The organism is Halosimplex halobium (genome assembly GCF_051414055.1).
GTDB classification, from domain to species: domain Archaea; phylum Halobacteriota; class Halobacteria; order Halobacteriales; family Haloarculaceae; genus Halosimplex; species Halosimplex halobium.
The window spans coordinates 293,519-320,503 of the sequence record NZ_JBLKNX010000001.1 but is presented as its reverse complement, the minus strand read 5'-3'; the positions used below and the strand labels follow the sequence as shown (position 1 = coordinate 320,503).

The 26,985-nt window shown below is 70.2% G+C and carries 33 protein-coding genes; 22 read left to right on the top strand and 11 right to left on the bottom strand.

From position 1 onward, the window contains the following. The first annotated feature begins 76 nt into the window (after window positions 1–76). Together ACMGFG_RS01650 and ACMGFG_RS01645 are read left to right on the top strand one after the other, a co-directional pair. Window positions 77–1,321: an MFS transporter gene (locus ACMGFG_RS01650; protein WP_436928613.1), complete on the top strand. Its 1,245-nt coding sequence runs from the start codon at window positions 77–79 to the stop codon at window positions 1,319–1,321. Window positions 1,322–1,857: 536 nt separating this feature from the next. After that, a complete protein-coding gene (locus tag ACMGFG_RS01645; protein WP_436928612.1) occupies window positions 1,858–2,139 on the top strand; it encodes a hypothetical protein in 282 nt (93 codons plus the stop codon). 21 nt (window positions 2,140–2,160) lie between these two features. On the opposite strand, the gene rimI is transcribed toward ACMGFG_RS01645, so the two are convergent. Continuing rightward, a complete protein-coding gene (gene rimI, locus ACMGFG_RS01640) occupies window positions 2,161–2,679 on the bottom strand; it encodes a ribosomal protein S18-alanine N-acetyltransferase (protein WP_436928611.1) in 519 nt (172 codons plus the stop codon). A gap of 293 nt (window positions 2,680–2,972) precedes the next feature. Next, a complete protein-coding gene (locus ACMGFG_RS01635; protein ID WP_436928610.1) occupies window positions 2,973–4,949 on the bottom strand; it encodes an aconitate hydratase in 1,977 nt (658 codons plus the stop codon). Between the two features lie 281 nt (window positions 4,950–5,230). Between ACMGFG_RS01635 and ACMGFG_RS01630 the strand changes: the two genes are divergently transcribed. From ACMGFG_RS01630 to ACMGFG_RS01615, 4 genes are all read left to right on the top strand, one after another. Further along, window positions 5,231–5,704 carry a deoxyuridine 5'-triphosphate nucleotidohydrolase gene (locus tag ACMGFG_RS01630; protein ID WP_436928609.1) on the top strand — a complete coding sequence of 158 codons (474 nt, stop codon included), beginning with the start codon at window positions 5,231–5,233 and terminating at the stop codon, window positions 5,702–5,704. Between the two features lie 490 nt (window positions 5,705–6,194). Continuing rightward, on the top strand, window positions 6,195–6,479 hold the full coding sequence (locus tag ACMGFG_RS01625; RefSeq protein ID WP_436928608.1) for a HalOD1 output domain-containing protein: 285 nt from the start codon (window positions 6,195–6,197) through the stop codon (window positions 6,477–6,479). 84 nt (window positions 6,480–6,563) lie between these two features. Continuing rightward, complete coding sequence (locus ACMGFG_RS01620) at window positions 6,564–6,950, top strand: methylglyoxal synthase (protein WP_436928607.1); 387 nt, start codon at window positions 6,564–6,566, stop codon at window positions 6,948–6,950. A gap of 256 nt (window positions 6,951–7,206) precedes the next feature. Further along, a complete protein-coding gene (locus ACMGFG_RS01615; protein ID WP_436928606.1) occupies window positions 7,207–8,163 on the top strand; it encodes an aminopeptidase in 957 nt (318 codons plus the stop codon). 6 nt (window positions 8,164–8,169) lie between these two features. On the opposite strand, the gene ACMGFG_RS01610 is transcribed toward ACMGFG_RS01615, so the two are convergent. Continuing rightward, the gene (locus ACMGFG_RS01610) at window positions 8,170–9,171 is read right to left on the bottom strand and encodes a CPBP family intramembrane glutamic endopeptidase (RefSeq protein WP_436928605.1); all 1,002 of its coding nucleotides are present in this window, start codon (window positions 9,169–9,171) and stop codon (window positions 8,170–8,172) included. Window positions 9,172–9,332: 161 nt separating this feature from the next. Here ACMGFG_RS01610 and ACMGFG_RS01605 point away from each other — a divergent pair, with 161 nt between their 5' ends. From ACMGFG_RS01605 to ACMGFG_RS01585, 5 genes are all read left to right on the top strand, one after another. Beyond that, on the top strand, window positions 9,333–9,986 hold the full coding sequence (locus ACMGFG_RS01605; protein ID WP_436928604.1) for an HVO_0476 family zinc finger protein: 654 nt from the start codon (window positions 9,333–9,335) through the stop codon (window positions 9,984–9,986). Between the two features lies 1 nt (window position 9,987). Continuing rightward, complete coding sequence (locus ACMGFG_RS01600) at window positions 9,988–10,614, top strand: protein-L-isoaspartate(D-aspartate) O-methyltransferase (RefSeq protein ID WP_436928603.1); 627 nt, start codon at window positions 9,988–9,990, stop codon at window positions 10,612–10,614. A gap of 150 nt (window positions 10,615–10,764) precedes the next feature. Further along, complete coding sequence (locus ACMGFG_RS01595; protein ID WP_436928602.1) at window positions 10,765–11,079, top strand: hypothetical protein; 315 nt, start codon at window positions 10,765–10,767, stop codon at window positions 11,077–11,079. Between the two features lie 73 nt (window positions 11,080–11,152). Then, complete coding sequence (locus ACMGFG_RS01590) at window positions 11,153–11,566, top strand: hypothetical protein (RefSeq protein WP_436928601.1); 414 nt, start codon at window positions 11,153–11,155, stop codon at window positions 11,564–11,566. 14 nt (window positions 11,567–11,580) lie between these two features. After that, window positions 11,581–12,195 (top strand): stage II sporulation protein M, encoded by a 615-nt coding sequence (locus ACMGFG_RS01585; RefSeq protein WP_436928600.1) that lies wholly within the window; start codon window positions 11,581–11,583, stop codon window positions 12,193–12,195. A 56-nt stretch (window positions 12,196–12,251) separates the two neighbouring features. On the opposite strand, the gene ACMGFG_RS01580 is transcribed toward ACMGFG_RS01585, so the two are convergent. Next, window positions 12,252–12,899: a hypothetical protein gene (locus tag ACMGFG_RS01580; protein ID WP_436928599.1), complete on the bottom strand. Its 648-nt coding sequence runs from the start codon at window positions 12,897–12,899 to the stop codon at window positions 12,252–12,254. Between the two features lie 308 nt (window positions 12,900–13,207). Here ACMGFG_RS01580 and ACMGFG_RS01575 point away from each other — a divergent pair, with 308 nt between their 5' ends. Next, window positions 13,208–13,954, top strand: a complete 747-nt coding sequence (locus ACMGFG_RS01575) for a protein-L-isoaspartate O-methyltransferase family protein (protein ID WP_436928598.1) — start codon at window positions 13,208–13,210, stop codon at window positions 13,952–13,954. Window positions 13,955–13,966: 12 nt separating this feature from the next. Here ACMGFG_RS01575 and ACMGFG_RS01570 read toward each other — a convergent pair whose 3' ends face one another. The 4 genes from ACMGFG_RS01570 to ACMGFG_RS01555 all read right to left on the bottom strand — a co-directional run bounded on the left by ACMGFG_RS01570 (window position 13,967) and on the right by ACMGFG_RS01555 (window position 16,458). Then, window positions 13,967–14,416 carry a DUF7382 domain-containing protein gene (locus ACMGFG_RS01570; RefSeq protein ID WP_436928597.1) on the bottom strand — a complete coding sequence of 150 codons (450 nt, stop codon included), beginning with the start codon at window positions 14,414–14,416 and terminating at the stop codon, window positions 13,967–13,969. 92 nt (window positions 14,417–14,508) lie between these two features. Beyond that, window positions 14,509–14,925: a universal stress protein gene (locus ACMGFG_RS01565; protein ID WP_436928596.1), complete on the bottom strand. Its 417-nt coding sequence runs from the start codon at window positions 14,923–14,925 to the stop codon at window positions 14,509–14,511. A 21-nt stretch (window positions 14,926–14,946) separates the two neighbouring features. After that, window positions 14,947–15,627, bottom strand: a complete 681-nt coding sequence (locus ACMGFG_RS01560) for a DUF8054 domain-containing protein (RefSeq protein ID WP_436928595.1) — start codon at window positions 15,625–15,627, stop codon at window positions 14,947–14,949. 81 nt (window positions 15,628–15,708) lie between these two features. Then, window positions 15,709–16,458, bottom strand: a complete 750-nt coding sequence (locus ACMGFG_RS01555) for a glycerophosphodiester phosphodiesterase (RefSeq protein ID WP_436928594.1) — start codon at window positions 16,456–16,458, stop codon at window positions 15,709–15,711. 136 nt (window positions 16,459–16,594) lie between these two features. Between ACMGFG_RS01555 and ACMGFG_RS01550 the strand changes: the two genes are divergently transcribed. The 7 genes from ACMGFG_RS01550 (at window position 16,595) to ACMGFG_RS01520 (ending at window position 22,633) form a co-directional block, all read left to right on the top strand. Continuing rightward, window positions 16,595–18,163, top strand: coding sequence for an extracellular solute-binding protein (locus ACMGFG_RS01550; protein WP_436928593.1), 1,569 nt, complete (start codon window positions 16,595–16,597; stop codon window positions 18,161–18,163). Window position 18,164: 1 nt separating this feature from the next. Further along, window positions 18,165–19,142: a carbohydrate ABC transporter permease gene (locus tag ACMGFG_RS01545; protein ID WP_436928592.1), complete on the top strand. Its 978-nt coding sequence runs from the start codon at window positions 18,165–18,167 to the stop codon at window positions 19,140–19,142. Continuing rightward, window positions 19,142–20,092 (top strand): carbohydrate ABC transporter permease, encoded by a 951-nt coding sequence (locus tag ACMGFG_RS01540; RefSeq protein WP_436928591.1) that lies wholly within the window; start codon window positions 19,142–19,144, stop codon window positions 20,090–20,092. Before ACMGFG_RS01545 ends, ACMGFG_RS01540 begins: the two co-directional genes overlap by 1 nt. A 2-nt stretch (window positions 20,093–20,094) precedes the next feature. After that, on the top strand, window positions 20,095–21,297 hold the full coding sequence (locus tag ACMGFG_RS01535) for an ABC transporter ATP-binding protein (RefSeq protein WP_436928590.1): 1,203 nt from the start codon (window positions 20,095–20,097) through the stop codon (window positions 21,295–21,297). Next, window positions 21,297–21,500, top strand: a complete 204-nt coding sequence (locus ACMGFG_RS01530; protein WP_436928589.1) for a DUF8005 family protein — start codon at window positions 21,297–21,299, stop codon at window positions 21,498–21,500. Before ACMGFG_RS01535 ends, ACMGFG_RS01530 begins: the two co-directional genes overlap by 1 nt. Before the next feature lie 75 nt (window positions 21,501–21,575). Beyond that, window positions 21,576–22,109: a DUF7437 domain-containing protein gene (locus ACMGFG_RS01525; RefSeq protein ID WP_436928588.1), complete on the top strand. Its 534-nt coding sequence runs from the start codon at window positions 21,576–21,578 to the stop codon at window positions 22,107–22,109. After that, window positions 22,106–22,633, top strand: coding sequence for a PIN domain-containing protein (locus ACMGFG_RS01520; RefSeq protein ID WP_436928587.1), 528 nt, complete (start codon window positions 22,106–22,108; stop codon window positions 22,631–22,633). The genes ACMGFG_RS01525 and ACMGFG_RS01520 overlap by 4 nt, the downstream gene beginning before the upstream one ends. Window positions 22,634–22,671: 38 nt before the next feature. On the opposite strand, the gene ACMGFG_RS01515 is transcribed toward ACMGFG_RS01520, so the two are convergent. Next, complete coding sequence (locus tag ACMGFG_RS01515; protein ID WP_436928586.1) at window positions 22,672–23,391, bottom strand: hypothetical protein; 720 nt, start codon at window positions 23,389–23,391, stop codon at window positions 22,672–22,674. A gap of 118 nt (window positions 23,392–23,509) precedes the next feature. Between ACMGFG_RS01515 and ACMGFG_RS01510 the strand changes: the two genes are divergently transcribed. After that, window positions 23,510–24,220: a class I SAM-dependent methyltransferase gene (locus ACMGFG_RS01510; protein WP_436928585.1), complete on the top strand. Its 711-nt coding sequence runs from the start codon at window positions 23,510–23,512 to the stop codon at window positions 24,218–24,220. A gap of 34 nt (window positions 24,221–24,254) precedes the next feature. Here ACMGFG_RS01510 and ACMGFG_RS01505 read toward each other — a convergent pair whose 3' ends face one another. After that, window positions 24,255–24,839 (bottom strand): rhomboid family intramembrane serine protease, encoded by a 585-nt coding sequence (locus ACMGFG_RS01505; RefSeq protein WP_436928584.1) that lies wholly within the window; start codon window positions 24,837–24,839, stop codon window positions 24,255–24,257. A gap of 163 nt (window positions 24,840–25,002) precedes the next feature. Between ACMGFG_RS01505 and thpR the strand changes: the two genes are divergently transcribed. After that, entirely contained in the window at window positions 25,003–25,560 is a 558-nt protein-coding gene (gene thpR, locus ACMGFG_RS01500) for an RNA 2',3'-cyclic phosphodiesterase (RefSeq protein WP_436928583.1), read from the top strand. A gap of 38 nt (window positions 25,561–25,598) precedes the next feature. Here the strand turns inward: thpR and ACMGFG_RS01495 are convergent, their stop codons facing one another. Further along, window positions 25,599–25,883: a DUF7999 family protein gene (locus tag ACMGFG_RS01495; protein ID WP_436928582.1), complete on the bottom strand. Its 285-nt coding sequence runs from the start codon at window positions 25,881–25,883 to the stop codon at window positions 25,599–25,601. 222 nt (window positions 25,884–26,105) lie between these two features. Between ACMGFG_RS01495 and ACMGFG_RS01490 the strand changes: the two genes are divergently transcribed. Beyond that, window positions 26,106–26,933, top strand: coding sequence for a ZIP family metal transporter (locus tag ACMGFG_RS01490; RefSeq protein ID WP_436928581.1), 828 nt, complete (start codon window positions 26,106–26,108; stop codon window positions 26,931–26,933). Window positions 26,934–26,985 lie beyond the last annotated feature (52 nt).

Below are 26,985 nucleotides of genomic sequence, written 5' to 3'. Positions count from 1 at the left end.
ACCGACCGGCCAGCGATCGAAGCGAGTTCCTCGACTATCGCAACCGCTTTTGGCACGTACCGCAGACGCCCGAGCAGTGACAGACACCGGGAGACAGTTGCGCGCGCTCTACTTCACGCGCTTCGCGAGTTCGTTCGGCTTCGTGACGCTGCTGACCCTGTTGCCGAAGTTCATCAACCAGCTCGGCGCGGAGGGGTTCGTCCTTGGCCTGTTCGCGACCGGCCTGACGTTCGCCCAGGCGGTCGGTATCGTCCCCATCTCGTGGGCGGGCGACCGCTACGACAAGCGGACGGTCCTGCTCGGCGGGCTCGGCCTCGCCGTCTTCGTCTACCTCGGGTTCGCGCTGGTGGAGACGAGCTGGCAGTTCATCGCCGTCCGCGCGGTCCAGGGCATCTCGATGACCGCCGCCGGCCTGATCGCGCTGGCGCTCGTCGGGGACCTGGCCCGCGAGTCCGAGCGCGGGACGACCATCGGCACCTCCAACGCCTGGCGGTTCGCCGCGGCCATCGGCGGCACGTTCTCCGCCGGCGCGCTGTACGACCTCTTCGGCTTCGAGGCCGTCTTCGCCCTGCTGATGGTGATCGCCGCCTCGGCGTTCGTCGTCGTCTGGCTGTGGGTCGAACCCGACGACACCCGGGTCCACGGGTTCCCGTTCACCGACCTCGCGCTGAACAGGCGCATCCTGACGATGACGAGCTTCCGCGCCCAGTACGCCGTCGCGGTGACGCTCGTCCGGACGTGGGTCCCCATCTACGCGGGGCTGGCGGCCGCCCGCGGCGGCCTCGGGTTCGAGGCCGCGACCGCCGTCTCCGTGATCATCGCCGCCGAGAAGTTCACCAACATGCTCGGCCAGCCCTACATGGGCGGCCTCTCCGACAGGTTCGGCCGGGCCAGGTTCGTCTTTATCGGCGGCCTCTTCTACGGGACCGTCGCCGTCGTCGTCCCGTTCACCCCGGCTATCGGCGAGGCGCTCGCGCTGCCCGCGGCCTTCCCGTTCCTCGGGACGCTCTCGGCCGCCTTCCTCCCGCTGGTCGCGCTGAACGCCCTGCTGGGCGTCGCCGACTCGATCCGCGAGCCCGCCAGCATGGCGCTGTTCGCCGACGAGGGCAAGGGCAAGGGCGTCGCCTCCAGTTTCGGCGTCCGTGATCTGGTCTGGCGGCCGGGCTCCGTCCTCGCCCCGCTGGCCGGCGGCTGGCTGACGAGCAACGTCGGCATCGGCTGGGTGTTCTTCCTCGGCGGCGCGTTCGCCTTCACCGGCGTCTTCGCCTTCCTCGGCATCCTCTCGTACAGCCACGGCCGCGACGCCCTCGCTGCGTGGTGACGAGGATTCGGTAGGGCGATCGGAATCGGTACCGCGACTGCCGCTACTCCTCCTGCGAACAGCGTGAAAGCCCCGACCCGCTCGACTCGGGGGCCTCGTTGCGCTCCTCGGCCTTCGGCCTGCGGTGTCTGAGGGCAACGGCCTCAGATTAGCGGGACCTCCGGTCCCGCGTCACTTACGTCGTCCGCCTTCGTCGAGCGGGTCGCCCCTTTCATTCCCACCCGTGTCGCTAACCGGCCAGTCTATGCGGGCGGGAATGAAAGGGGCCGCGCGCTGCGGGAAGACGGGCGCAGTAAGCACTGGAACGAGCGAAGCGAGTGAAGCGCGCAGCGAGCCCCTCGACCGCAGCGCGCGGGGGCTTTCACACTGTCTGCGGTTCCAGCAACGGGAGCGGTCGCGGTAGCGACGGTTGTTCGAGCGTCTTTCACGCTGTACTCGGTCGCGGAGTTGTCCGTCGCCGCGGATCCGTCGTCGTCGACAGCCGCTCCAACCCCTCGACCACAACGCACACTATGGACCCCGACGACGGACACACCATGTCACCGACGGTCCACGCGCTGCGCAACGAGATCCGCGTCTCGGTCGGCCGCTTCGAACGGGAGGTCTCCAGCGCCTTCACGAAGGAGGCGCTCGCGGCCATCTGCGACGCCGTCGACGCCGATATCGACACGGACAGCCAGCCCTCGAAACCGGCGATGCGGACGGCGATCCGCGAGGCAGTCGACGGGCTGGGCGGCGACGGCGAGGACAGCGGCGACTCGTTCAGAAAGGCGGACCTGCAGGCGATAGCGGAGGCGCTCCGAGACGACGAGCAGTAACCCAGCGACGGCGACGGTCGCTCAGAACTCCCGGGCCATCACGAGCGCGTCCTCGCCGTTGGAGTAGTAGCTGGGGAGCCGGCCCTGGCGCTCGAAGCCGAAGCCACGGTAGAGTCGCCTGGCCGTGTCGTTGGATTCGCGGACTTCGAGCTTCACCGAGCCGACGCTCTCGGTCGCGAGGACGGTCAGCGCTCGCTGGAGCAGCCGGCGGCCGACGCCCCGGCCGCGACACTCCTCGGCGACGGCGATGTCCTTGATGTGCCCGAGCGAGTCGCCGTGCTCGGGGACCACGTCGGCGACGACGTAGCCGACGACGCGGCCGTCGTCGCCGACCGTCGCCGTCTCGCGGGAGTCGGCATCGTCGCGGACCTGCGCGACGAGGAAGCCGGGTTCGTCGAGGAAGCGCTCGAACGCCGAGAACGGCCACGGCTGGGGGAACGCCTCCTGCTCGATGTGGAAGACCGCGAGCAGGTCCGCGCGTTCGGCCTCACGGACGTGCACGTCCGAGCCCGACTCCTCGTCCGCTGGGACGGTCGTCACTACCGCCGGGTAGGCGACGGCCCTACAAATGTCTACTGCCGGCTGACGAGCCCGGTCCCCGCGCTTCGCCCGAACGCGTCGCCGACCGCCGATCCCTCACGAAAAACCACGCGACGCCGCGGTGATCAGAAAATTCATAACCGCGACCCACCCACCGGCGAACGCACCCGCAATGGGTGCCACCCCACCCTCCCCACCCCACCCACTCTCTTTCCGTTTCCGCGGTTCCATAGCTGAGCGGCGCCGCCGCTCACCGAGTTGCGCGCGAAAAATGCGAAGGTGTGGCGGGCCGGTCAGTCGTCGGCGGGCGCGGCGCCGTCGCCCGACTCGTACTGCTGTTTGACGTGGGTGAGCTTGCCGCCGTCGGCGAGGATCTCGCGTTCGCGCTCGGAGGCGTCGAGGTTGGCGGTCGCCTCCCAGTCGTCGTTGATCCGGACCGTGATCTCCTCCTGGCCGGAGCGGACGGCCTCGGCGACGTCGTCGACGATCTCGACGGAGTCGCCCTGGTCGATGTCCTCGTAGGTGTCCTCGTCGATGGTCAGCGGCACGATGCCGAAGTTGAAGAGGTTCGCCTTGTGGATGCGGGCGAAGCTCTGGGCGAGGACGGCGTCGATGCCGAGGTACATCGGGCACAGCGCCGCGTGCTCCCGGGAGGAGCCCTGGCCGTAGTTCTCGCCGGCGAGCAGGACGCCGCCGTCGGCCTCTAAGGCGCGCTCGGGGAACGTCTCGTCGACCCGGGTGAGCGTGAACTCCGACAGCTTCGGGATGTTCGACCGGTACATCAGCACGTCGGCGTTGGCCGGGCTGATGTGGTCGGTCGTGATGTTGTCGGGCATCTTCAGGAGGACCTCGCCCTTCAGGTCGGCCGGGAGCGGGTCCTTCAGCGGCACGTCGCCGATGTTGGGGCCCTTGATGAGCTCGTCGTCGACGGCCTCGTCGGGCGCGATGAGGTCCGAGCCGCTCACGCCGACGTAGTTGTCGCCGAGCTCGAAGCCGGGGTCCTCGAGGTCGCCGAGTTCGTCGGCCAGGTCACGCGGGTCGACGATCTCGCCCTTGAGGGCGGCCGCCGTCGCGACCTCCGGCGAACAGAGGTAGACGGAGTCGTCCTCGATGCCGGAGCGGCCCTCGAAGTTGCGGTTGAAGGTGCGCAGCGAGACGGAGTCGGAGGCGGGCACGTGGCCGTTGCCGATACACGCGCCGCAGGTCGCCTCGGAGAAGTTGACGCCGGCAGCCATCATCTCCGCGGTCCAGCCCTCGCGGGCCAGCATCTCGGAGGCCTGCTTGGAGCCGGGCGCGACGATCATCTCGGTCGTCTTGTTGATCTCGCGGCCCTCAAGCATCTTCGCGGCCGGGAGGATGTCCTCGTAGGCGCCGTTCGTACAGGAGCCGATCATCACCTGGTCGACGTCGGTGCCCTCGACCTCGCGGACGGGCACGACGTTGTCGGGCATCGACGGCTCGGCGATCAGCGGCTCGAGCTCCGAGAGGTCGACCACGATCTCGTCGTGGTACTCGGCGTCCTCGTCGGGCTCGACCTGCTCGAAGTCCTCGGGGCGACCGACGGCTTCGAGGTACTCTTCAGTGCGCTCGTCGGTCGGGAAGATCGAGGAGGTGGCGCCCAGCTCCGTGCCCATGTTGGTGATGGTCGTCCGCTCGGGCACCGAGAGGCTCTCGACGCCGGGGCCGGTGTACTCGAAGATCTTGCCGACGCCGCCCTTCACGGACAGCCGCCGGAGCAACTCGAGGATGACGTCCTTGGCGGTGGCCCACTCGGGCAGTTCACCCTCCAGGCGGACGTTGACGACCTCGGGCATGTCGATGTAGTAGGCGCCCCCGCCCATCGCGACGGCCACGTCGAGGCCGCCGGCGCCGATGGCGAGTTCGCCCAGGCCGCCGGGGGTCGGCGTGTGGGAGTCCGACCCGAGCATCGTCTTGCCGGGCGCGGCGAAGTTCTCCTTGTGGACGTTGTGGCAGATACCGTTGCCCGGCCGCGAGAAGTGCGCGCCGAACTTGCCGGCCGCCGACCGCAGGAAGCGGTGGTCGTCCGTGTTCTTGAAGTCGAACTGGTAGGTCTGGTGGTCGCAGTACTGGGCGGCGATCTCGGTCTGGACGTTGTCCAGATCGAGCGCGTCGAACTGCAGCCAGACGAGCGTTCCCGTCGTGTCCTGCGTGAGGACCTGGTCGATCTCGATCCCGATCTCCTCGCCGGGCTCGAGTTCGCCCTCGACGAGGTGGTCGTCGAGGATCTTCTCGGTGAGTGTCTGTCCCATAACGTCCCACAATGGCACACGAGCGGATATAAAACCCGCGAGTCGCCGCGAGTGTTGTCAGGTGCCACAGCCGCGCAGTCCTGCGATTTCGACCATCGTCGTTCGCGGTCACGACTAACGTCGCCGTCGGACGTTCGGCTTCGGTGAACGCGTTCGGTCGGCGGGGCGACGCGCGCGGTCACCGGACGAGCGGTCGCACGGGCGCTCTGGGGGAGAGACGGGGGGTCCGCGGACGCTTTCCGGAACGAAACGGCTATGCGGGCGAGGTGTCCACGGCCGGTATGTTCAGGAGCGGGCGGTTCGTCGCCGACGCGCTCGGCGACGTGGACGACGAGCAGGTACAGCCCAACGGCGTCGACCTGCGGCTCGGCGCCGTCTACGAGCAGGTCGAACCCGGCCGGGTCGGCACCGACGGCAAGACCGTCGGCGAGCGCCGGAAGCTCGACCCCGACGAGGCGGACGGGACGGCGGTCTACCGGCTGGACGCCGGCGGGTACGTCGTCGCCTACGCCGACACCGTCCGGATCCCGGAGGGCCACGTCGGGTTCCTCTACCCGCGGTCGTCGCTGCTGCGCAACTCCTGCATGCTCGACACCGCCGTCTGGGACGCCGGCTACGAGGGCCGCGGCGAGGGGTTGCTGGAGGTGTACCACCCGGTCGAACTCGAGGCCGGCGCCCGGATCGCACAGCTGGTCCTCGCCGAGGCGAACCACGCCGACACCTACGACGGGTCCTACCAGCGCGAGGGCATCTGACCCGCGGGTTCGGCGGTCCGGCCCGCCGGTCAGAAACCGGGGTCCGACCCCCCCGGGACCGGCCGCCGCCGGTCCCGGCCCGCTATCCGCCACCGCCCCGAACTGTCGGTCGCCGGCGCGGCGGCGGCCGTATTTAAATACACTTGTTCTACCATGCCAAAAGATTAATCGAGGTTGTCGAGTATGATACGGACGGTGTTGGGGGGAGCAGCCGGACCGTGCCTCTGACATCCGACTTCCGGACGACGCCTCCAACACCGGTGTATCGGGGCATCCCCGATTTCGATCGCGCCCGTCCCGCGTGCCGGACATCCCCGACAGCGGCGACTCCGGCCGGTCGGGACGCGGATAGCGGTCGTCGGGGAGCGTAAAAAGCGCCGGTCCCGGCGACCGGGGCGCCGCCCGGAGTCGGCGGACGGGCCGGGGCAGTTCTTTCAGAGCGTGAAATCGCAGTCGTAGTACTATATAGCGCTCCGGTGACGTACAGGGTATGCCAGCCAGCGAGGACCTGTACGTACTCGCCCCAGGGGAGGGCGAGGACGAGAGCGACGGGTGGGTCAGTCCGCGACCGATCGACGGGGCCGTACGGACAGCCGTCGCCGACGCGACGGACACCGACCCCGACGAGATAGACGAGGCCGAGTCGTACGTCGACCTCGAGGCGGTCGCGGCGCTGCTCGACGGCGACGGCGAGGAGGAGTCGCTGACCTTCACCGTGGAGGGCCACGAGGTCACCATCGACGGCGGCGGCCACGTCACCGTCGACCCCGAGTGAGCGGCCACGTCACTCGACTCGGCGCACCCGCCGGACCGGGGGCCGCGGGACAGGCCTAACCCGCCGGGGCGCGAAGCCGCGGGTATGACGCGCCTGGCGCTGATCGCCCACGACGACGAGAAGCCCGAGATGATCGACCTCGCGGAGACCTACGAGTCGCTGCTGTCGACGTTCGACCTGGTCGGGACCGGCACCACGGGCAAGCGGGTGGCCGAGGCGACGGGCCTGACGGTCGAGCGCAAGGAGTCGGGGCCGATCGGCGGCGACGCGCAGATCGCCGCCGAGGTCGCCGAGGAGCGCCTCGACGGGATCATCTTCCTGCGGGACCCGCTGACCGCCCAGCCCCACGAGCCGGACATCAGCGCGCTCCTGCGGATCTGCGACGTGCACGACACGCCGCTGGCGACGACCCGGACCACCGCCGAGTACCTCCTCGACGGGCTGGCGGCCGACGCGGACCCCGACGAGTGAACGGCGGGCTCGCGGTCCGACGGCAACGCGATCCGGAACGGGGCGGGGAGAAGCGGGAAGAACGGGGACGGGATGTGGGTGGAGGGCCGACAGCGGGGAGGGATGGGAAGGCGTCCCGTGCTACACACCACCAGCTTAAACCCCTTCGCGAGACTCAAAGAGCCGTTGTACCTATCGCCCGCCGTCGCCGACGGACCGTCCTGGCGCCGCCCGCCCGAGGACAAGACCTAACAGCCGGCCGCGCTTCGGGTCGGGCATGAGCGATTCGTCCCTGCGAGCGCCAGCCGAGACCGCGGTCAGGCAGTGCATGAACCTGGGGAGCGACGAGTCCTGTGCCGTCGTCACCGACGACGAGCGACAGGCCATCGGCGAGGCGCTGCACGCCGTCGCGAGCGAGATCGCCGACGACGCCGCCATCGTCCGCTACCCGCCGGGCGACCAGCACGGCGAGGAGCCGCCCGAACCCGTCGCGGCCGCGATGGCCGGCGCCGACGTGGTGCTCGCGCCCACCACCAAGAGTCTCACCCACACCGAGGCCCGCACCGACGCCACCGGGGCGGGCGCCCGGGTCGCGACCCTCCCGGGGATCACCGACGGGGTCTTCCTGATGGGGCTGGACGCCGACTACGACTCCATCGCCGCCGAGTCCGAGCGCCTGCTCGACCAGGTCGCCGGCTGCGAGCGGGTCCGCGTGACGACCGACCGCGGCACCGACATCACCTTCGATCTGGGCGACCGGGCGTGGCAACTGGACACCGGGATCGTCCACGAGCCCGGCGAGATGTCGAACCTCCCGGCCGGGGAGATCTTCGTCAGCCCCGAGGACGCGAACGGCCGCTTCGTCGTCGACGGGACGATGATGCCCCACGGCAGGCTCGACGACGGACAGACCCTCGAGTTCGAGGTCGAGGACGGTTACGTCACCGAGGTCTCCGACGACGCCGTCCGCGAGGAGCTCGAGACCGCGGCCGACGAGGTGGGGAGGGACGCCTACAACCTGGCGGAGCTGGGTATCGGCTCCAACCTCGCCGTCGAGGAGCTCGTGGGATCGGTCCTGCTCGACGAGAAGGCCGCCGGCACCGTCCACATCGCCGTCGGCGACGACCACGGTATCGGCGGCGACACGCACGCACCGGTCCACCTCGACGGGATCATCACCGGGCCCACGGTGTACGCCGACGGGGAAGAGATCGAACTGCCGTCGACCGAGTAGGTCGTTTCAGACGCTTTCGGTGCCGGAATCCGACCGACCCGTTTCGCCGGGGTAGAGCCAGTCGGTCCGGACGAACAGGACGGCGGCGACGGCGAGCCACGGGGCGACGCCGACCAGGCCGACCGGCGTCGGGCCGAACACGGGGTTGGGGACGGCGGTGGCGAACAGCGTCGCGAGGCCGGCGCCCCCGTTTATCATCGCGTGGCCGACGACGGCGGGGAAGACGCTCCCGCTCCGGAGCGTGACCCAGCCGAGGAACACCCCGAGTCCCACGGTCGCGACGGTCATCGCGAGCAGGCCGAGCCACGGCGCGCCCGTGTACGCCAGGCCGTAGTTGTACCCCATCGCGATGACCGGCCAGTGCCAGACGCCCCAGACGACGCCGTGGGCGACCAGCGCTCGCCGCCAGCCCAGCGGCGCGAGCTTCGGCAGCAGGTACGCGCGCCAGCCGAACTCCTCGCCGAAGGTGGCGACGCTGTTGACGAGCGGCGCGGCCACGAGCGCCTGGACGAACTGGACGGCGAGAAACGCCGTCGGCGAGAGCGGGACCGCCTGGCCCGTCTCTTCCTCAACCGCCGCGAGCAGGTCCGCGACCGCCCCCATCCCGCCGAAGAGATCCGGATACACCAGGAAGTACAGCCCCGCGCCGGCGAGGATCAGGACGAGGGGGCCGACCCACCCGACGAGCCACGGGCGCGGCCGCGTCCGCACGCGGAGGAGCAGCTCGCCGCGGTCGAACCCCTCGTCGGTCACCCACCGGGTCGCGACGTGACCGACGGCCGGTCCCCACATGTAGGGGCCGGCGAGCAGGACCAGCCACAGCGGGATCCCCAGCGCCAGCGTCGGTCCCCCGTCGATCCCCCCGAGCCAGTAAATGACGGCCGCCGTCGCCCACGACACCGCGAACGTGACGCCGAGGAAGACGGCGATCCGGCGGCGCTGCAGCCGTTCCCCAGTCCGGGGTCGGCCCTCCCATTCGCCCCCCGGTCGCTCGGATCCGGTGTGCATGCCCCGTTCGTTCGATGCCGACCCACGTGAATATTCTCCCCGTCCCGGGGTCTCAGAGGTCGGGTCCGTTCCCTCCGCCGACCGGTCGGGCGGCCGACCGGCCGCGGCCGCCCGCGGGCCGACTCAGCGGACTTTTACGCGCTCGGGGGCAACACGGGGGTATGACCGAGTCCGCCGAGCGGGTCGCCGTCGCCTGCCCCTCGTGTTCGCCCTCGCTGGAGACCGTCCACGAGGTGCTCGCGACGGGCGGCGGCCACGCCACGATCCGCTGTACCGAATGCGGCCACACGCACAAGGACCAGCTCCCCTCGACCACGGAGTACGAGCGCGACGTGGTCGTCTCCCAGGACGGCGAGTCCTTTACCGCCACCGCCGACGTGCCGGAGGGCGAACAGCTCGCCGTCGGCGAGGAGTTCCTGCTGGAGACGGAGGAGGCGATCATGACCGTCCGGATCACCAGCCTCGAACTCGGCGAGGAGCAGCGCGCCGAGGAGACGACCGCCGAGGAGGTCCGGACCATCTGGACCCGCGCGGTCGGCAACGTCAGCGTCGACCTGACGCTGCACCCCAAGGACGGCACGCACGACGAGACGGAGTCGCTGACCGTTCAGGTGCCCGGCGACTACGAGTTCGTCGTCGGCGAGACGGAGGAACTGGGCGACGAGGAGTTCACCGTCGAGGGCATCCACGTCCGCGACGACGCCGTCGGCTACGAGCACGCCAAGCTCGACTTCGACGGCGACAGCGCCTTCGCGAAGGACATCAACCGGGTGTACGCGCGCGACGAGTCCTCGTCGGCCTGGTCGGCGTGGTAGCATGGACTTCGCGGCCGCCCGCGAGCGGTTAGTCGAACGGCTCGACGACCGCGGCCGGATCGACGACGAGCGGGTCCGCGAGGCGATGGCGACCGTCCCCCGCCACGAGTTCGTCCCCGAGGCCCAGCGCGAGGACGCCTACCGCGACACGCCGCTGCCCATCGGCGAGGGCCAGACGATCAGCGCCCCGCACATGGTCGCGGTCATGACCGACCTGCTCGACCTCTCGCCCGGCGACGACGTGCTGGAGGTCGGCACCGGCTGTGGCTACCACGCCGCCGTCACCGCCGAGGTCGTCGGCCCCGAAGGCGTCTACTCCGTCGAGTACCACGATTCGCTGGCCGGGGAGGCTCGGGAGCGGCTGGACCGCCTCGGCTACGGTGCGGTGTCGGTCCGCGCGGGCGACGGCAAGGAGGGGTGGGCCGAGCACGCCCCCTACGACCGCGCGTATCTGACCTGCGCCGCTCCCGAGTTCCCCGAGGCCGTCGTCGAGCAGGTCCGTCCCGGTGGGATCCTGCTCGCCCCCATCGGTCGACGCCAGCAGACGCTCGTCCGCGCCCGCCGCCGGGCCGACGGCTCGCTGGACCGGAACGAGTACGGCGGCGTCCGGTTCGTCGAGCTGCAGTAGCCCGGCGTTTCCTCGACGACGGTTCTCGACGGCCGACGAGCGCGTCACGCTCGACCCGACCTCGTTCTCATCTCTCAGTAGTGTATTCTAGAATAAATTAGAATTAACGGTACAATTATGTAGAAAGCATATGTAACCGAAACTGGAGTTATGGAGTACAAAACCGCAGGCCGGTTCCTGGCATCGCTGGTAGTACTGTCGATGATCGCGACCAGTTTCACGGCGGGGACCGCCGCCGCCGACACGACGGCGGCGGCGGATGCGGCCGTCAGCGGCGCGGAGGGCGCGACTGCGGAGTTCGGGTCGATCCTCGTCGGCGAAGCGTGTGAGAAGGCCGACTCCTTCCAGGCGGAACTCGCCTGTCAGGTCCTGCTCGGCGCGTCCACGGTCACGAAGTACACGACGCTCGCCAGTCTGGTCGGCGGTCCGTACGGGTGGGCCGCCTCCATCCTGATCGGACTCTGACCGCCGGGTGACCCACACTTTTTTATCCGTCACACGACAACCGATAATGAAGTTACATCAATCAGAAAAACATATGAATTCGAAAGAGACAGTCCGCTCGTCGTCGGACCCGGACAACGCGCGCGGTGACCTGGTACAGTTGCTCGTCGTCGTGGTGCTCGCGACGCTACCGCTCGACGCGCTCGGGCTCTCCTTCGCGGGCGTCCTCCCCGAGAGCGTGTCGCTACTCGCGCTGGATCCGGTCTGGGCCGGCGTCGTCGCGGTGCTGGGCCTGGCCTTCGGGGCCGTCGTCGCCCACAACCACAGCCTCCCGGCCGAAAACCAGCGCGCGGGCCGAGTCGCGGCCGCCGGCATCGCGCTGGCCGTTCCGGCGCTGGCCGCGAACGTGTTGCTCGCCGCCAACGGATACCTGTTCGCGTACGTCCTGTGCAACGGCACCGGCTACGGGGTCGGGTACCTGTACTACCAGTACGGTCCCGGAGCCTAGCCCGGTACCAGCGGATGACGGTCACTGACGGGCCGGTCGTCGCGGGGGCGCTGACGCGTCGGTTCGCGGTGCTCCGGTCGGCGGTCCGAGCCAACGGACGGCTGATCGGCGCCGCGGCGGCCGTCTATCTGTCCGGCGCGGTGCTGGGGCTGGGCGTCGGTTCGACGCTCGACTACGCGCGACTGGCACGGGCCAGCGGCGACACCGCGGTCGCCGGGGCTGGAGCGGGCGCTTCCTTCGCCGACCTGCTGGTGATCAACCTCGCAGTGGCCGTCGCGCTGCTCGCCGGCACCGTGACGTTCGGCACCGTGTCGCTCGTGGTACTGTTCTCCAACGGGGTGTTCCACTTCTACTTCGTCGGGCTGGTTCCGGCCGCCCCCCTCGAGGTCGCCGCGTTGCTGGTCCCACACGGGCTGTTCGAACTCCCCGGGCTGTGGATCGCGGGGGCGGCGGGGTTCCGACTCCCCGTCAACTTCCTGTCGTACCTGCGCGAACGACGCGACACCGTGGTCGACCGGTCCGAACTTCGCGAACTCGGCGTGCTCGCGGCGCTCGCGCTCTCGCTGATCGTCGTCGGCGCGGTCGTCGAAGCCACGGTCACGACCTGGCTGGCCGGTCACGTCCTGTGACTCGCTGTCGACCGCGTCCGGCAGCACCCGCGCGGAGGCCCGGACCCGCGGCGGCGTCAGAGTCCGAGCAGCCGGGCGTTGAACACGAGGACCGTCAGGAGGACGCTACAGACCGTCGGCACCGCCGCGATCGCCCCCGCCGTCCGGAGCTCGATGTCGTAGGCGTGTTTGACCGCGAACGCCCAGATGAACCCCCGCCAGAGCAGGATCACCGCCGTGACGGCGACGGTCATCCGCATCGCGGTCGCGCCCTGCAGCGACGCCGCCAGCACGCTCGCGTCCAGCTCCGACGGCTCCGCCGTGGCGAAGACGGTTCGCACCGTGAGAAACGTCGCGACCGCCTTGTTGATCCCGGCCAACACGTCCGGGAGGAACCCGCATCCGACGAACAGACTGAGCCGTCTGAACGACCCCTCCGGAACGGAGAGCATCGACCCCTCGGTGATCCCCATGGCGAGGAGGTGGATCACGACGGCGTACACGAACCAGAACGCGAACACCGAGAGGACGTTCGCGAGGAGCGTGACCACCCCTCCGGTCAGCAACAGCGTCGTCGCCGCTCCGGGCACGATCTGCAGCTGGTAGTAGAGGAGCACGATCGCCGACAGGGAGCTGGCCACGCCCGCCAGCCCGACGATCCCGAGCACGTACCGCACGCTCAGGCCGCTCTTTCCCCGCTCGTAGAATCCGTTCGGGTCGCTCACGACCGACACGGCCGGTCCCCCCCGTCCGACGGTGTGCGCTGTCTCCGGACGTCGCCGCCCCCGTCGAGTGCGACCGTCGGTTCGTCCGCGCGACCCGGGGGCTTCGGGACCGGACCGCGGGTCGCTCGACGCTGTCGAACCCCTGTCGTTCCGTCGACCATGTATCTGCCCGAATGATATTTCTCAAAGGATAAAAAACTAACAGTAAGTGGGGGCGGGTCCGGCTGGCCGAACCCGCCCCCCGCGAACACGGGGTGGCAGGGATCGGAGCCGCGCCATTCATTACCGTCGAGAGCGGACGGGCGGGCATGGATCCGGCGGTGGTGCGCGACGACATGGTCGACAGCCTGGAACACGAGAGCAAGGGCTGTCTCCGCAGCGAGGCCCTCTCGGTCGCGATGCGCGAGGTGCCCCGCGAGGCGTTCGTCGCGGAGGACCGCGGCGCCTACGCCGACCGGCCGTTCGAGCGGCTGGGGACGCGCGTGCTCGCGCCGAGCACCGTCGCGCGGCTGCTCGAAGCCCTCGACGTCCGCGAGGGCGACTCGGTCCTCGTCGTCGGCGCGGGCGTCGGCTACACCGCCGCCGTCGTCGCGGAACTGGCCGGCGCCGAGCGCGTCCACGCGATCGACATCACGCGCCGGCTGGTGGTCGAGGCCAGGGAGAACCTCGCCGAGGCGGGCTACGGCGGCGTGCTCGTCGACCGCCGCGACGGCGCCGACGGGCTCCCGGAGTACGCGCCGTTCGACCGCATCCTGCTCGAGGCGGCGGCGGTCAGCCCGCCCGCGGCGCTGGTCGACCAGCTCGCCGAGGGCGGCCGGCTGGTCATGCCCCACGGCGCCGGCGAGCAGCACCTCGCGGTCGTCGAGGACGGCGAGGTGGTCGAGCGGCTCGGCGGCGTCGCCTTCCGGCCGATGCTCGTCGAGGGCGAACAGGCCGACACGGTCGAGCGCAACCGCACCCGCCGCGAGGACCGCGAGTTCGCCCGCCGCAACGCCGAGGGCCGGACCGGCTGGGAACAGGAGTGGATCGACTGGGACGACGCCGTCGGGCGCTGAGCCGACCGACGCCTATCCGTCGGCGACCACCAGCACCTCCGTGTTCCCGCGCTCGTCGGCGTACTGGCCGCCTGCGGGCGGTTTCACGTCGAACTGTATCGTCCCCTCCTGCTGGTTCGGGCCGAGCGACGGCGACAGCGACAGCGTCGCGGTCCCGTTCGCGTTCGTCCGCGCGGTCGCGACCGAGTCGAGCGTCGCGGTGCCGCCGGTGGCGACGACGGTCGCGTTGGCGACGCGGCCGCCCTCCGGTTCGACGACCGCGACACTGATCTCGGTGCTGGCCTCGTCGACGACCTCGGGGGTGGGTTTCACGTCGAGTTCGGTGACCCCGAGCGTCTGGATGCCGCCGAGCGTGTTCATCATCACGCTGAGGCTGGCGACCCCGACGACCAGGGCGATGACGAGTCTGATGGGCAGTCCCTCGATGGCGCGTTCGTCGCGCCCGAGCGCTCGTGGCTCCATGGGCGGCCCTGGTCCCGTCTCCGGGGATAAACGCTCGTGCGAAGGTTTTCCACGGGTCGGGAACCAGTCCGACGGCTGTCGGTTCGCGGCCGTCAGGTAGGTCCGGACAGCTCCGGCACCGGCACGACCACGACCGGTACGGCCACGTCCCCCAGCAGCGCGCGGACCGTCGAGCCGGGAGCGACGCCGGTGGTCGAGTCGTCGCCCCCGCCGCTCGCCGCCGGGTCGCCCCGGCGCGGCCCGAGGAGGAGCACGTCGGCGTCTCGCTCGGCGAGGACGGTCCGGATCTCGTCGGTGGGCTCGCCCTCCTGTTCGACGACCTCGACGGTCGCGGGCAACAGTCGAGAACGGGCGACGTTGGCTGCGTCGCCGGCGTCCCGACCGTCGAGGTCGGGTTCGGCGACGGTCAGGACGACGACCTCGTCGTCCGCCGAGAGCCGGTCGGCGAGGTAGTCGGCGGCCGCGGCGGTCGTGTGGACCGACGCGGTCGCGAGCAGATAGCGGGTCACGCCCGACGAGTGGCGCCGCGCCTACTCGAAGGCGGCGAACTGCGTCCGGCAGTCGGGACAGACCAGGGCTCGCAGCGGGTGGCCCTCGGCGTCGGTGCGGGGCGGGCCGCAGCAGCCGCCGGCTTTCCGCTCGGCCAGGTCGGCGTTACAGACCGGGCAGGAATCGAGGAAGACCGACAGGCCGTGGGCGGCGACGGCGCGGCGCGCGGGGGCGAGGTCGGTGGTCGCGCCCAGCGCCCGCGCGGCGGCCGTCTCGGCGACCGCCACCGGCCGGCGGATCCACACCTCGCCGGCGGGCTCGTCGGCGCCCTCCGAGAGGACGACGTAGGTCCGGTCGCGGTCGGTCGTCGTCTCGACGGCCGACGCGGCCGGTGCCGCTGCGAGCGTCGCGGCCGCCAGGTCCGCCGGCTCGGCCTCCCGCAGCGTCTCGATCTCCGCCTGCCACCGCCGCCCGAAGTCGGCCGCGAGGGCCACGTCGTCGCCGCCCGCGTCGACGGCACCCGCGTCGATCAGGTCGGCGAGGACCGCCTCGCCGTCGGCGGCCGTCGCGTCGGCGAGTGTGGCCGGTGTCGGTCGGTCGTCACTCCCGCTCGCCCGGTCGCTCGAAGCGTCGCGAGCGGCCCCCGCACCGTCACTGGACTCGGTCCCCCCGTCGCCGCCGGGACGCGACTCCCCGCCCGGGCGGCCGCCGTTTGGCTGCATGGCCCACACTGCGACGCTCGCCCGTTTGAGGGTGTCGTCGGTTTCGACAGGTACGGTCGCCTTACCGGGCGTAGGCGGGTACTACGGGCGCGGGAGATCCCAGGTGTCGGTCGTCACGCCGTCGACGCCGCGGTCGGCCAGCGCCCGGACCGTGGCGGCCCGGTCCGCCCGGTCGTCGGCTGCCGGCCCCTCCCGGTCGCCGGTCGTCGGGTCTTCCCGTTCGCTGGCCGCCGCTTCGAGTCCCCACGCGTAGACGCCGAACCCGGCCTCGTGGGCCCGTTCGACGAGGGCGCGGCCGCCGGGGTCGAGACACAGCCGCGCGTGCGGGTGGACGTTCGCACAGTCCAGGCAGGTCGCGAGGTCGAGGTTCGCCGTCGGGTGGGCGCCGAACAGGAGGCCGGTCTCGGGGTCCCAGTCGGAGCGTGCGATCTCGGCCAGCGCCGGCGCCGAGAACGACGACAGGCGGACGTTCGAACGGCCGTCCGCCGCCAGCGCCGCCCGCACGTCCCGCCAGAGCCCGGGCACCTTCAACTCGACCTGCAGCGTCACCGCACCGGGAACGGCGTCGAGGATCTCGGCGAACGTGGCGACGTACTCGTCGGACCCGTCGACGCGAAACTCCCGTAGCGCGGCCAGGTCGAGGTCGGCGACCCGGCCCGTCCCGTCGGTGACGCCGTCGACGCGCTCGTCGTGGACGGCGACCAGTTCGCCCGAGCCGCAGCGCCGGAGATCGATCTCGACGGCGGGGAGGTGACGGGCGGCCGCCCCGACGGCCGCGGCGGTGTTCTCCGGTCCGTGGTCGGGACAGCCGCGATGGGCGACGAGTTCCATGAGGTGTGTCGGACTGCCGTCATCAAGTCGGCGGCGACCGTTTCGACAGCGGGGCCGGCGGTAACCCGGGATTATTCCGAGCGTGTCAGCGGATGCCGGACTATACCTTAGTCTGGAAGCATCGATCGTGAAAGACATGTCGCACGACTCATCGTCGGGAGCGGAGAGCGGGCCCGGAACGTCGAGGTCGCGGCGGCGGTTCGTCAAGGCCGTCGGCGTGGCCGGGGCGGTCGGGCTCGCCGGCTGCCAGGACGGCGCGGGGCCCGGCGCGGGCAACGGGACGAACGGCGACGGCGGTGACGGCGGGGACGGCGCGACCGTCGAGATGGCGATGCCGTCGAACGTCACCGACCGCGCGGAGGACACCCGCCAGGCGCTGTACGACGCCGGCCTCTCCGAGGACATCGAGGTGACCTTCCTCTCGACCTCGGAGATCTCCGGCGACGTGCAGGCCCAGTACCGCAGCTGGCTCAACGCCGGCCGCGAGACGCCCGACATCTTCCGGATGGACAGCGGGTGGACGATCCCCTTCATCGTCCGCGACCAGCTGGTCAACCTCAGCGAGCACCTCTCCGACGACGCCCAGTCGATGCTCGACGAGCACTACTTCGAGGCGCCGCTGGAGAGTGCGCGGGCCCCCGCGCAGGCGGTCGGCGGCGGCGCGACCGACACAGACACCGAGGCCGGCGGGGGCGGCGGCCCGCGGGGCGAGCTGTACGGCGTCCCCTGGCAGGTCGGCTTCCCCACGATCCAGTACCGCAAGGACCTGGTGACCGACGCCGGCTTCGACCCCGAGGGCGAGAGCTGGGCGACCGAGCCGATGACCTGGCAGCGCTTCTCGGAGGTCGTCGCCGAGACCCACGGCAACGCCGACGTGGAGTACGGCTTCAACTGGCAGGGGACCGACTACGTCGGCCTCTCCTGCTGTACGTTCAACGAGTTCATGTCGACCTGGGGCGGCGCCTACTTCGGCGGCCGCGACACCCTGTTCGGCCCCGTCGGCGACCGCCCGGTCACCGTCGACGAGGAGCCCGTCCACCAGGCGCTGCGGATGGTCCGGACGCTCATCCACGGCTCCGACGACGAGTTCGCGCTGGACGGCTACCAGCAGATCTCGCCCAACGCGGTCCTCGAGTGGACTGAGGGGCCGTCGCTGTCGCCCTTTACGAACGGCAACGCCGTCGCCCTGCGCTACTGGCCCAGCGGCATCTTCGAGGCGGCGACCGCCTTCGAGGAGTCCGAGGATCTCTCGCCCGACGACCTCGGGACGATGCCGATCCCCTACGCGGTGACCGAGGACGAGTCGGAGTACGAGGGCATCGGCGGCACCGCCTCGGCGCTGGGCGGGTGGCACCTCACGGTCAACCCCAACTCGGGGAACGTCGACGCCGCGGTCCAGGTGATCGAGGCGACGATGCAGCAGAGCTTCCGGACCTTCCAGTTCAGCGAACTCGGTTACCTCACCGGCGACCGGCGGCTGTTCGACCCGGAGAACGTCGGCGACGTGGACCCCTGGGGCCCGCACCTGGAGACGCTCCGGATCGCCGGCGAGAACGCCATCCCGCGGCCGGTGACCGTCGTCTGGCCGGACCAGTCGTCGCAGATCGCCGGCAGCGTCAACGCCGTGATCGCCCAGCAGGAGGAGCCCGAGCCCGCGATGTCGGGTCTCGCCGAGAGCCTCCGGGAGCTCGAAGAGAGCGTCTAGCATGGCGACCAGCGACGAACACTCGCGGGGCCGCCTGCGGTCGGCGGCCGTCGCGCCGGCCAACTGGACCGAGCGCCTCTCCGAGCAGGGGTTCGCGTACGTCCTCCTGGTCCCGACGCTGCTGCTCGTCTCGACGATGGCGCTGTGGCCGCTGGTCAGCACCTTCGAGATGTCGCTGCGCGCCGACGCGCTGTTCTCGGCGGAGTACGTCGGCGAGTTCGTCGGCCTCGAGAACTATGTCGAGCTGCTGACCGGCGAGCGCAACGCCGTCCTCGGCAGCCCGTTCGTCGACTTCGGCCAGCCGCTCCAGAGCGCGCTGACGGTCACGCTCGTCTACGTCGCCATCGCGGTCACCCTGGAGACTATCATCGGCTTCGGCCAGGCGCTGGTGCTCGACCAGAGCTTCCGCGGGCGCCGGTGGGTCCGCGTGGCCATCCTCATCCCGTGGGCGGTCCCCATCGCCATCCAGGGGCTGATCTTCTGGCTGTTCTTCCAGCCGGGGATCGGCGTCGGCACCCAGTTCATGCAGGACCTGGGCATCTTCTCGGCGAACCCGCTGATCAACACCACCGACACGCTGATCATCGTCATCGTCGCCGACGTGTGGAAGACCTCGGCGTTCATGGCCCTGCTCATCCTCGCCGGGCTCCAGAGCGTCGACCGCAGCCTCTACGACGTGGCGAAGGTCGCCGGCGCCTCGAAGGTCCAGCAGTTCCGCTACATCACCTTCCCGCTCGTGTTGCCGGCGCTTCTGGTCGCGCTCCTCTTCCGCACCATCCAGTCGATGCGCGTCTACGGGATCATCGAGACGACCGGCGGCTGTTCGACCCTGCCGTCGCTGACCTGCATGGTCGTCTCGACCTTCCGCGCGGGCCGGTACGCGACCTCCGCGGCCGTCGCGTTCATCACCGCCGGCATCGTCGCGCTGGTCGCGCTGGTGTACATCGTCAAGTTCGCCGACCTGGAGGTGGGGACGTGATGGCCTCCCAGACCGTCGAGGAGGGAGAGAGCGACGACGACGGCCCCATCGCCCGCCGCACGCGGGAGGCGATCCGCAACCCCGACGACGCCTACCAGTTCCTCTTCTACGTCGTCACCGCCTTCTTCCTCGTGACCACTCTCTTCCCGTTCTACTGGCTGCTCGTGCTGGCGCTGACGCCCGGCGACCGGATGACGAACGTCGGCCTGGTGCCCAACGGGTTCAACCCCTACTCGTTCGTCGAGATGTTCCAGCGCCTGCCCTTCCACGTCTACATGTTCAACAGCATCGTCATCGCGCTGACGACGACGGTCATCGTCCTGCTGGTGGCGAGCTTCGCCGGCTACGCGTTCGGCCGCCTGGAGTTCCGCGGCAAGACCGCCCTGTTGCTCGTCCTGCTCGCAATCTCCTACTTCCCGCCGGCCGCGTTCATCATCCCCCTGTTCCAGTTTTTCACCGGGAACGTCGAGCTCCTCACGCTCCCCGCTGTCGGGACGATATCGAGTCCGAACTGGTTCAACACGCCGGGGGCGATGGTGACGCCCTTTAGCGCGCTGTTCCTCCCCCTGTCGATCTTCATCCTCACCACCTTCTACAGCCAGATCCCGGACGGGCTGGAGGACGCCGCCCGCGTCGAGGGCGCGACCCGCATCGGCGCGCTATTCAGAGTGATCATCCCGCTGTCGGCGCCCGGCGTCGCGACAGCCGGAGTCCTCACGTTCATCGGCGTCTACAACGAGTTCTTCATCTCGTTTTTGATGACCGACGGGCAGGCCCAGAACTGGGCGCCGATCGTCTGGGGCGTCGTCAACTACCAGGGCCAGTACCAGGCCTTTTATAACCTGATGGCGGCGGCGAGCATCGTCGGCGTCCTCCCCGTGGTGATCCTCGTCGTGGTCGCCCAGGAGCGCATCGTCAGCGGACTGACCGCGGGCGCACTCAAGGAGTAATTATGGGAAACGTTACACTCGAACACGTCACGAAACGCTACGCGGACGTCACGGCGGTCGACGACATGAACCTCGACATCACCGACGGCGAATTCGTCACGCTCGTCGGCCCGTCGGGGTGTGGCAAGTCGACCACCCTCGAAACCATCGCCGGTCTCACTATCCCCTCCGAGGGGACGATCACCATCGCCGGCCAGGACGTGACGACCAAGCCGCCGAAGGACCGCGACATCGCGATGGTCTTTCAGAATATCGCGCTGTTCCCCCACATGGACGTCCACGACAACATGAGCTTCGGGCTCCGGCTGCGCGATTTCCCCCAGGAGGAGATCGACCGCCGGGTCGACCGCGCCGCCGAGATCCTCCAGATCGAGGAGCTGGTCGACCGGATGCCCGACGAACTCTCCGGCGGCCAGCGCCAGCGGGTCGCCATCGGCCGCGCCATCGTCCGCGAGCCCGCCGTCTTCCTCATGGACGAGCCGCTGGCGAACCTCGACGCCAAGCTCCGGGTCCACATGCGCACGGAACTGCAGCGCCTGCACAAGGAGCTGGACACGACCATCATCTACGTCACCCACGACCAGGCCGAGGCGATGACGATGTCCGACCGCATCGCGGTCATGAACGAGGGGCACCTCCAGCAGATCGCACCGCCGCTGGTCTGCTACGACGAACCGGCCAACCTGTTCGTCGCCGGCTTCATCGGCTCGCCGAGCATGAACTTCGTCGAGGGGACCGTCGAGGGCGGCGAGATCCGGACGGCCGGCTTCGACGTGGAGTTCGACCCGGCGCAGGTGGCCGAACTCGCCGCGGGCGACGACGTGACCGTCGGCGTCCGCCCCGAGGACGTCTACCCCGCGACGAAGGCGGACGAACTCGCGAACCCGACCCGTCCCATCCGCGCCCGGACGGACGTGCTCGAACCGATGGGCGACGAGATCTTCGTCTATCTCGTCCTCCGCGGCGAGGACGCCGCCGGCGACGACGCCGGCACCAGCGGCGCCGCCTCCGCCCGCGGCGCCGACGAACTCCTGATGAGCGTCGAACCGGACAGCGACCTGGCCGGCGACGAGGACATCGAGGTGGTCCTGGACCGCCGGAAGATACACGTCTTCGACACCGAGACGGGCGACGCCGTCTGCCACGACATCCTCCGCTCGGAGGCGATGGGCGGCGGCCACCGCAGCGCCCGGGAGGAGACCTGATGGTCTCGACCGCTACCCTCCTGTACTTCGGGATGGGGACCCTGCTCTTCTTCTTCTGGGTCTACGGCATCTGGGCGTTCGTCCGCGACTGCCGGCGGACGTACGTTCCGGGGTTCAAGGGGTGGCTCGCCCGCCGCCGGGAGTCGAAGGCCGAGGGGGAACGTGAACAGGAGCGCGAGGAGAAGGAGAAGCAGCTCTACTGAGCCGGATCGACGGATCTCCAGGGTTCGGAAGCCGCCGGAACCCTTATCACGAGTTATCGATAATTCACAATCGAGATGGCGAAGTCCCCGACGCGGTCGGATCACCCGCCGATCCGGCACCTCCAGACCGTAGTGGACGTGCTGGAGACGCCCGCGCTGGCCCGGATCTACGCCCACATCCTCCGTGACGGTCCGGTGACCGTCGCAGACCTCGTCGAAGAACTCGGCGTGCCCCAGGGGACGGCGTACGACTACGTCGAGAAGCTGGAAACGGCGGGCCTCGTCGAGACGGTCCGCGACCAGCGGCCGTACGAGTACGACGCAGAGCCGGTTTCGCTGACGCTGACGACCGACGGGGCCTCCCGGACGATCACCCCGGCGCTGATCGCGGCCGTCGCGCGCCGCGAGGACGACGGCGACATCGACACCTTCGTTGACCGCCACGGCCTCGACGGCCTCGCGCGGGCGCTCGACTACGCCGCCGAGTACGTCGAGGGGTCGGTCAACAGCCGTATCGCGGCCCGCGAACTCGATATCTCGCCGCTCGAAGCCGAGATCGTCCTCCAGGCGCTCGAACCGGTCGTCGAGGCGTACGCCGTCGAGGAATGACGACCGCCTACGTCGCCGATACGGGTGTCTTCGTCCGATGCGGTGGTCCGGACAACGACAAGTTTCAGCGGCTGCGCGGGGCGGTCCGCCGGGCCGGCGTCACGCTCACGGTCCCGCGGCGCGTGTACGAGGAACTCGGCGGTGACCCGATCGCCGAGGAGTACCCGTCCGGGGACATCCCGTACTCGACCGGGTTCGAGGAGGGGTGGATCGCCGTCGCCGACGAACTCGACTACGCGAACCCTGTCGTCTCGACGGCGATGGACGACGCGCGGCGAGCGATCGCGAACGAAACCGGCCGCGACGAGGACAGCATCGAGAAGGCGGACACGGCGCTGGTCGGCCTCGCGGCTCAGTTGCTCGACGAGGGTGGCGCGGAGTCGGTCGTCCTCCTGACGACGGACAAACCGGCGGGACGGGCCGCCGAACGACTTCTGCCCGAACGCGGTTTCGACGGGCAGATCGAATACCGATACGCCGGCGAGTCGTATCTGGAGAATGTGACGGCGGCGGAGTTTCAGTGAGGTCGGCCTCGTATCGCTCCGTTCGGACGCACTGACGACTAGTACAGCTCGAAGGACTCGACGGCGGACTCCTCGCCGCCGCGGCGCCACAGCACGGAAACGCGCTCGACGAGACCGATCTCGACACGGACGGTCTCGCCGGCGATCCCGTCGTCCGGGGCCAGACCGCCCAGTTCGTGCCACGGAACGATCCGCCCGGTCTCGGGTTCCGGCGGGTAGTCGTCGGCGACGCCGGTCAGGAACACTTCGTCGGCCGGCAAATTTTGACCGTCGACGTGGCGGACGGCCAGCCGGTCCAGCGCGTCGTCGGCCCCCCGGTGGATGGCCTCGAAGCAGGCCGCGCCGCGCTCGCAGTCCGCCACGCGGAACGCGCCGAGTTCGACTGGCTCGCCGTCGCGAGTCCACGAGAGCCGGACGGCGTCGACCAGCGCCGGCTCGACGGTCAGGGACCGACCGGCGATCCCCGCCTCGGGATCCAGGTCGCTCAACTCGGCCCACGAGTAGGTGAAGCCGGACTCGCGGGCGGGCGGCCAGTCGAACGCGACTCCGGAGACGGCGACCGCCCCCGCGGACAGGTCCCGACCGGCGACGTGGGTGAGCGTGAGGCTGTCGGGACCGTCCTCGGCGCGTTCGAGGTCCGCCTCGAAGCAGGCCGCGTCGCAGTCGGGCGTGGCGGTCCGTCCGCCGATGGCCCCGCAGCCGGCGAGGCCGGCGACCGCGGCGGCCGGGACCGCCTGCAGGAAGCGGCGGCGGCGCATCCGGCCGACGTTTCAGTCACTGTCGGCAAGTATTTTCCGCCCGTCCGACAGATCTGCGCCAACGACACCCACACCACCACAGCGGCTTTGCCCGGCGGCTCGGTGGCGTTCAGTAGCCATGCCGGGTCCGTTCGCGCAGGCGCTCTACGACCATCACTTCGGCGAACAGTCCGGACCGCTCCGCTACCGGAACGGCGAGGAGATCGAGGAACCGGGCGTCGAGATCTACTTCGACGAGGCCGCGCCCGAACCCGACGACTGGCTGCCCGCGCACCTCGACGGGCCGCTCGTGGACCTGGGCGCGGGCGCCGGTCGGCACGCGCTCGCCTTCCAGGAGCGCCACGGGACGGTCGCGGTCGAGCGGAGCGACCTGCTCGTCGAGGTGATGGAGGACCGTGGGGTGCGCGACGCCCGACGGGCCGACATGTTCGCGCTCCGGGAGCACTTCGAGCGCGACCGCTTCCGGTCGGCGCTCGCCGTCGGTACCCAGACGAGTCTCGCCCGGTCGATGCGGGGGTTGCGGGCGTTCCTCGGCGACCTCGCCTACGTCACCGCGCCCGACGGGACGGCCGTGATCGACGGGTTCGACCCCGACCACGAGCGGACGCGGGGGAAACTGGACTACTACGAGGACCCGTCGGACGGCCTCGCCTACCGGGTGATGCAACTCGAGTACGACGGAACCCTGAGCGAGCCGTGGCTCTATCGGCTGTTCTCGCCCGACCGCGTTCGGGAGGCGACGGCGGGAACCGGCTGGCGCGTCGCCGACGTGAGATACGGCGACGACGGATGGGACCACCTGTTCGAGGTCACGCTCGAAAAGCGGTGAGTGGCGGGCACCCGTCGGCCCCGGGACCGTGCCGCTACAGCGTTGAATCCGCCCGTGACGGCCGCAACAGGTGTAGCCGCCCAGCGGCCAGCCCGATCAGCAGCCCGGCGAAGTGAGCGACCAGCGCGACGCCGGGGCCGGCGGTGGCGACGGTGACGGCGCCGGCGACGAGGACGAACACGCCCAACTGCGCCCGCGGGCTGAGCGGCGTCTTGTCCAGCAGCGTGTCGCTCATGCGGTTGCCCGCGAGGACGTACCCGACCAGCCCGGCGATGCCACCGCTGGCGCCCAGCACGGCGACGCCGGGGCCGAACAGGTCGCTGACCCACACCTGGACGAGCCCGGAGAGCGCGCCGGTGGCGAGGAAGAAGGCGTGGAAGCGCCACCGGGAGGTCTGCCGTTCGAGGTAGAGCCCGACCAGCAGGAGGACGGCGACGTTGGCAAGCAGGTGCCCGACCGAGACGTGGGCGTAGACGCTCGTGACCAGCGTCCACGGACGGGCGCCGGCCGGCGGCGCGAGCGCGAACGTGAAGGGGACCTGCAGCAGCGCCACGGCGCGCTGGGCGAGGAAGACGACGACGAAGACGGCGACCAGTGTCAGGGTCGGACTGCGGGACACGACCGTCTGTTGGGGCAGCGACTACATGAAGGATCGCCCGGCGGCTCGGGACCGCGGCGCCGCCGGCTGCGCTATCGGTCGGCGACCCCGCGCACTACCGGTCGGCGATCTGCACTCCTCGTCGGCGGCAACGCTGAAGGCCCGCGCGGGCCGACCGACGGGTATGGGCAAGCGACTGTTCGTCAGCGTCGACCTCGACGGGCTGGCCGACGAGGTGGCGGCGGTCCAGGAGCGACTCGAAGGGGCGTCGGGACTGAACTTCACGGATCCCGAGCAGGCCCACGTCACGCTGAAGTTCCTCGGCGACACCGACCCCGACCGGCTCGACGACCTCGTCGACGAACTCGCGGGGGCGGTCGACGACGCCGGCGTCGACCCCTTCGACTGCGAGTTCGGCGGCCTGGGCGTGTTCCCGAGCCTCGACTACATCAGCGTCGTCTGGGTCGGGACACGTTCGGGCGGCGAGGAGCTGACACGGCTCCACGAGGCCGTCGAGGAGCGGACGACGGCGATGGGGTTCGACGCCGAGGACCACGAGTTCACGCCCCACGTCACGATAGCGCGGATGGAACACGCCGGCGGGAAGGAACGAGTGCAGGAACGGGTCCGCGAGGACGACCCCGACGTGGGGACGCTCGCGCTCGAGGAGATCCGGTTGAAAGAGAGCGTGCTGGGGCCCGACGGGCCGACCTACGACACCGTCGAGCGGTTCCCGCTGTAGCGGGACGGAAAGCGCCAGTCAGCGGCGACGGGCGGAACTCAGAGCGCCGGGAGACCGCCGGGGAGGACGCGGGCGGCGACGTACCCCTCGCCGTCGGTGGCGGGGGAGAGTTCCATCCGAACGGTGGTGCCGGGCGGCGTCCCGTCGAGCCGCTCCGCGACGAGGCGGTCCAGACAGCCGACGACGGTGCGTTCCTCGCCCGACGGCGTCTCGACGGTCATCCGCCCGGTCGCGCCCATCGGGTTGACCACCCGGTGGGGCTCGGCCCCTCGCTCCCCCTCCGCCGCGTCCGCGTCGGTCGTGCGCATCTCGGTCGTTGACATATCGTTTTATTCAGCGAACCTGTATTTATATCCTCCCGCATAGGAGTTCGAACGTTCATAGTGCATATAAGGTGCATTAACTACGGCGTGACACGCCGGACCGACGGCACTGTGACGCCTCGTCGCTCGCTCCCCATCGCCGACCGTCCGCTTTAGGTCTCCCAAAAATAGTCAGATTCGTGATAACTGTTAAGGGCGCGGTCGGCGTAGGTTCGGGTACGGATGGTCGATCTCGGGAACCTCGCGCTGGTGTTCGTCGCGGGGCTACTGACGGCGCTGGCGACGGGGTTGGGGGCGATCCCCTTCTTCCTGGTCGAGGATATCTCCGACCGGTGGAACGTGGTGCTGTGGGGCCTCGCCTCGGGCATCATGGTCGCCGCGTCGCTGTTCGGCCTGATACGGGAGGGCGTCGCGGTGGTCGACGGCGGGGTCGTCGACGCGGCGGCGGCGGTCGGGCCGGGCGTGGTCGTCGGCGTCCTGCTGGTGGTCGTCGCCCACGAGGTGCTGGCGGACACGGAGTTCGACGCCCGGGACTACGAGGAGGCGGACTTCCGGAAGCTCGTGTTGATCCTCGGCATCCTGACGGTCCACAGTTTCCCCGAGGGCGTCGCGGTGGGGGTCTCCTTCGCCGAGCTGGGGATCGAGGAGCCGGGCCTTGCAACGGTCACGCTCGCCGGGCTGACGCTGCCGGTGCTGGCGGTGTTCATGACCGTCGCCATCTCGATCCACAACGTCCCGGAAGGGGTGGCCATCTCGATCCCGCTGCGGTCGATGGGCGTCGGCGAGTGGCGGATGGTGTGGTGGGCGGTGTTCTCCAGCCTGCCCCAGCCGCTCGGTGCCGTGATCGCCTACTACTTCGTGACGCTGGCAGAGCGGTTTCTCCCCTTCGGCTTCGGGTTCGCCGCGGGCGCGATGGTGTACCTCGTCGCGACCGAGTTCGTCCCGGAGGCACTGGAGCGGGGGGCAGACCTGCCCGGCGGCGGCCGGCGGGAACTCGTCGGCGGGATCGCTGCCGGCGTGCTCGTGATGGTCCCGCTCGCGTTCGCCTGAACGGCGGGGACTGCCCGGCGGCGACCGTCCGGACACCGCCGCCGAACCCGGT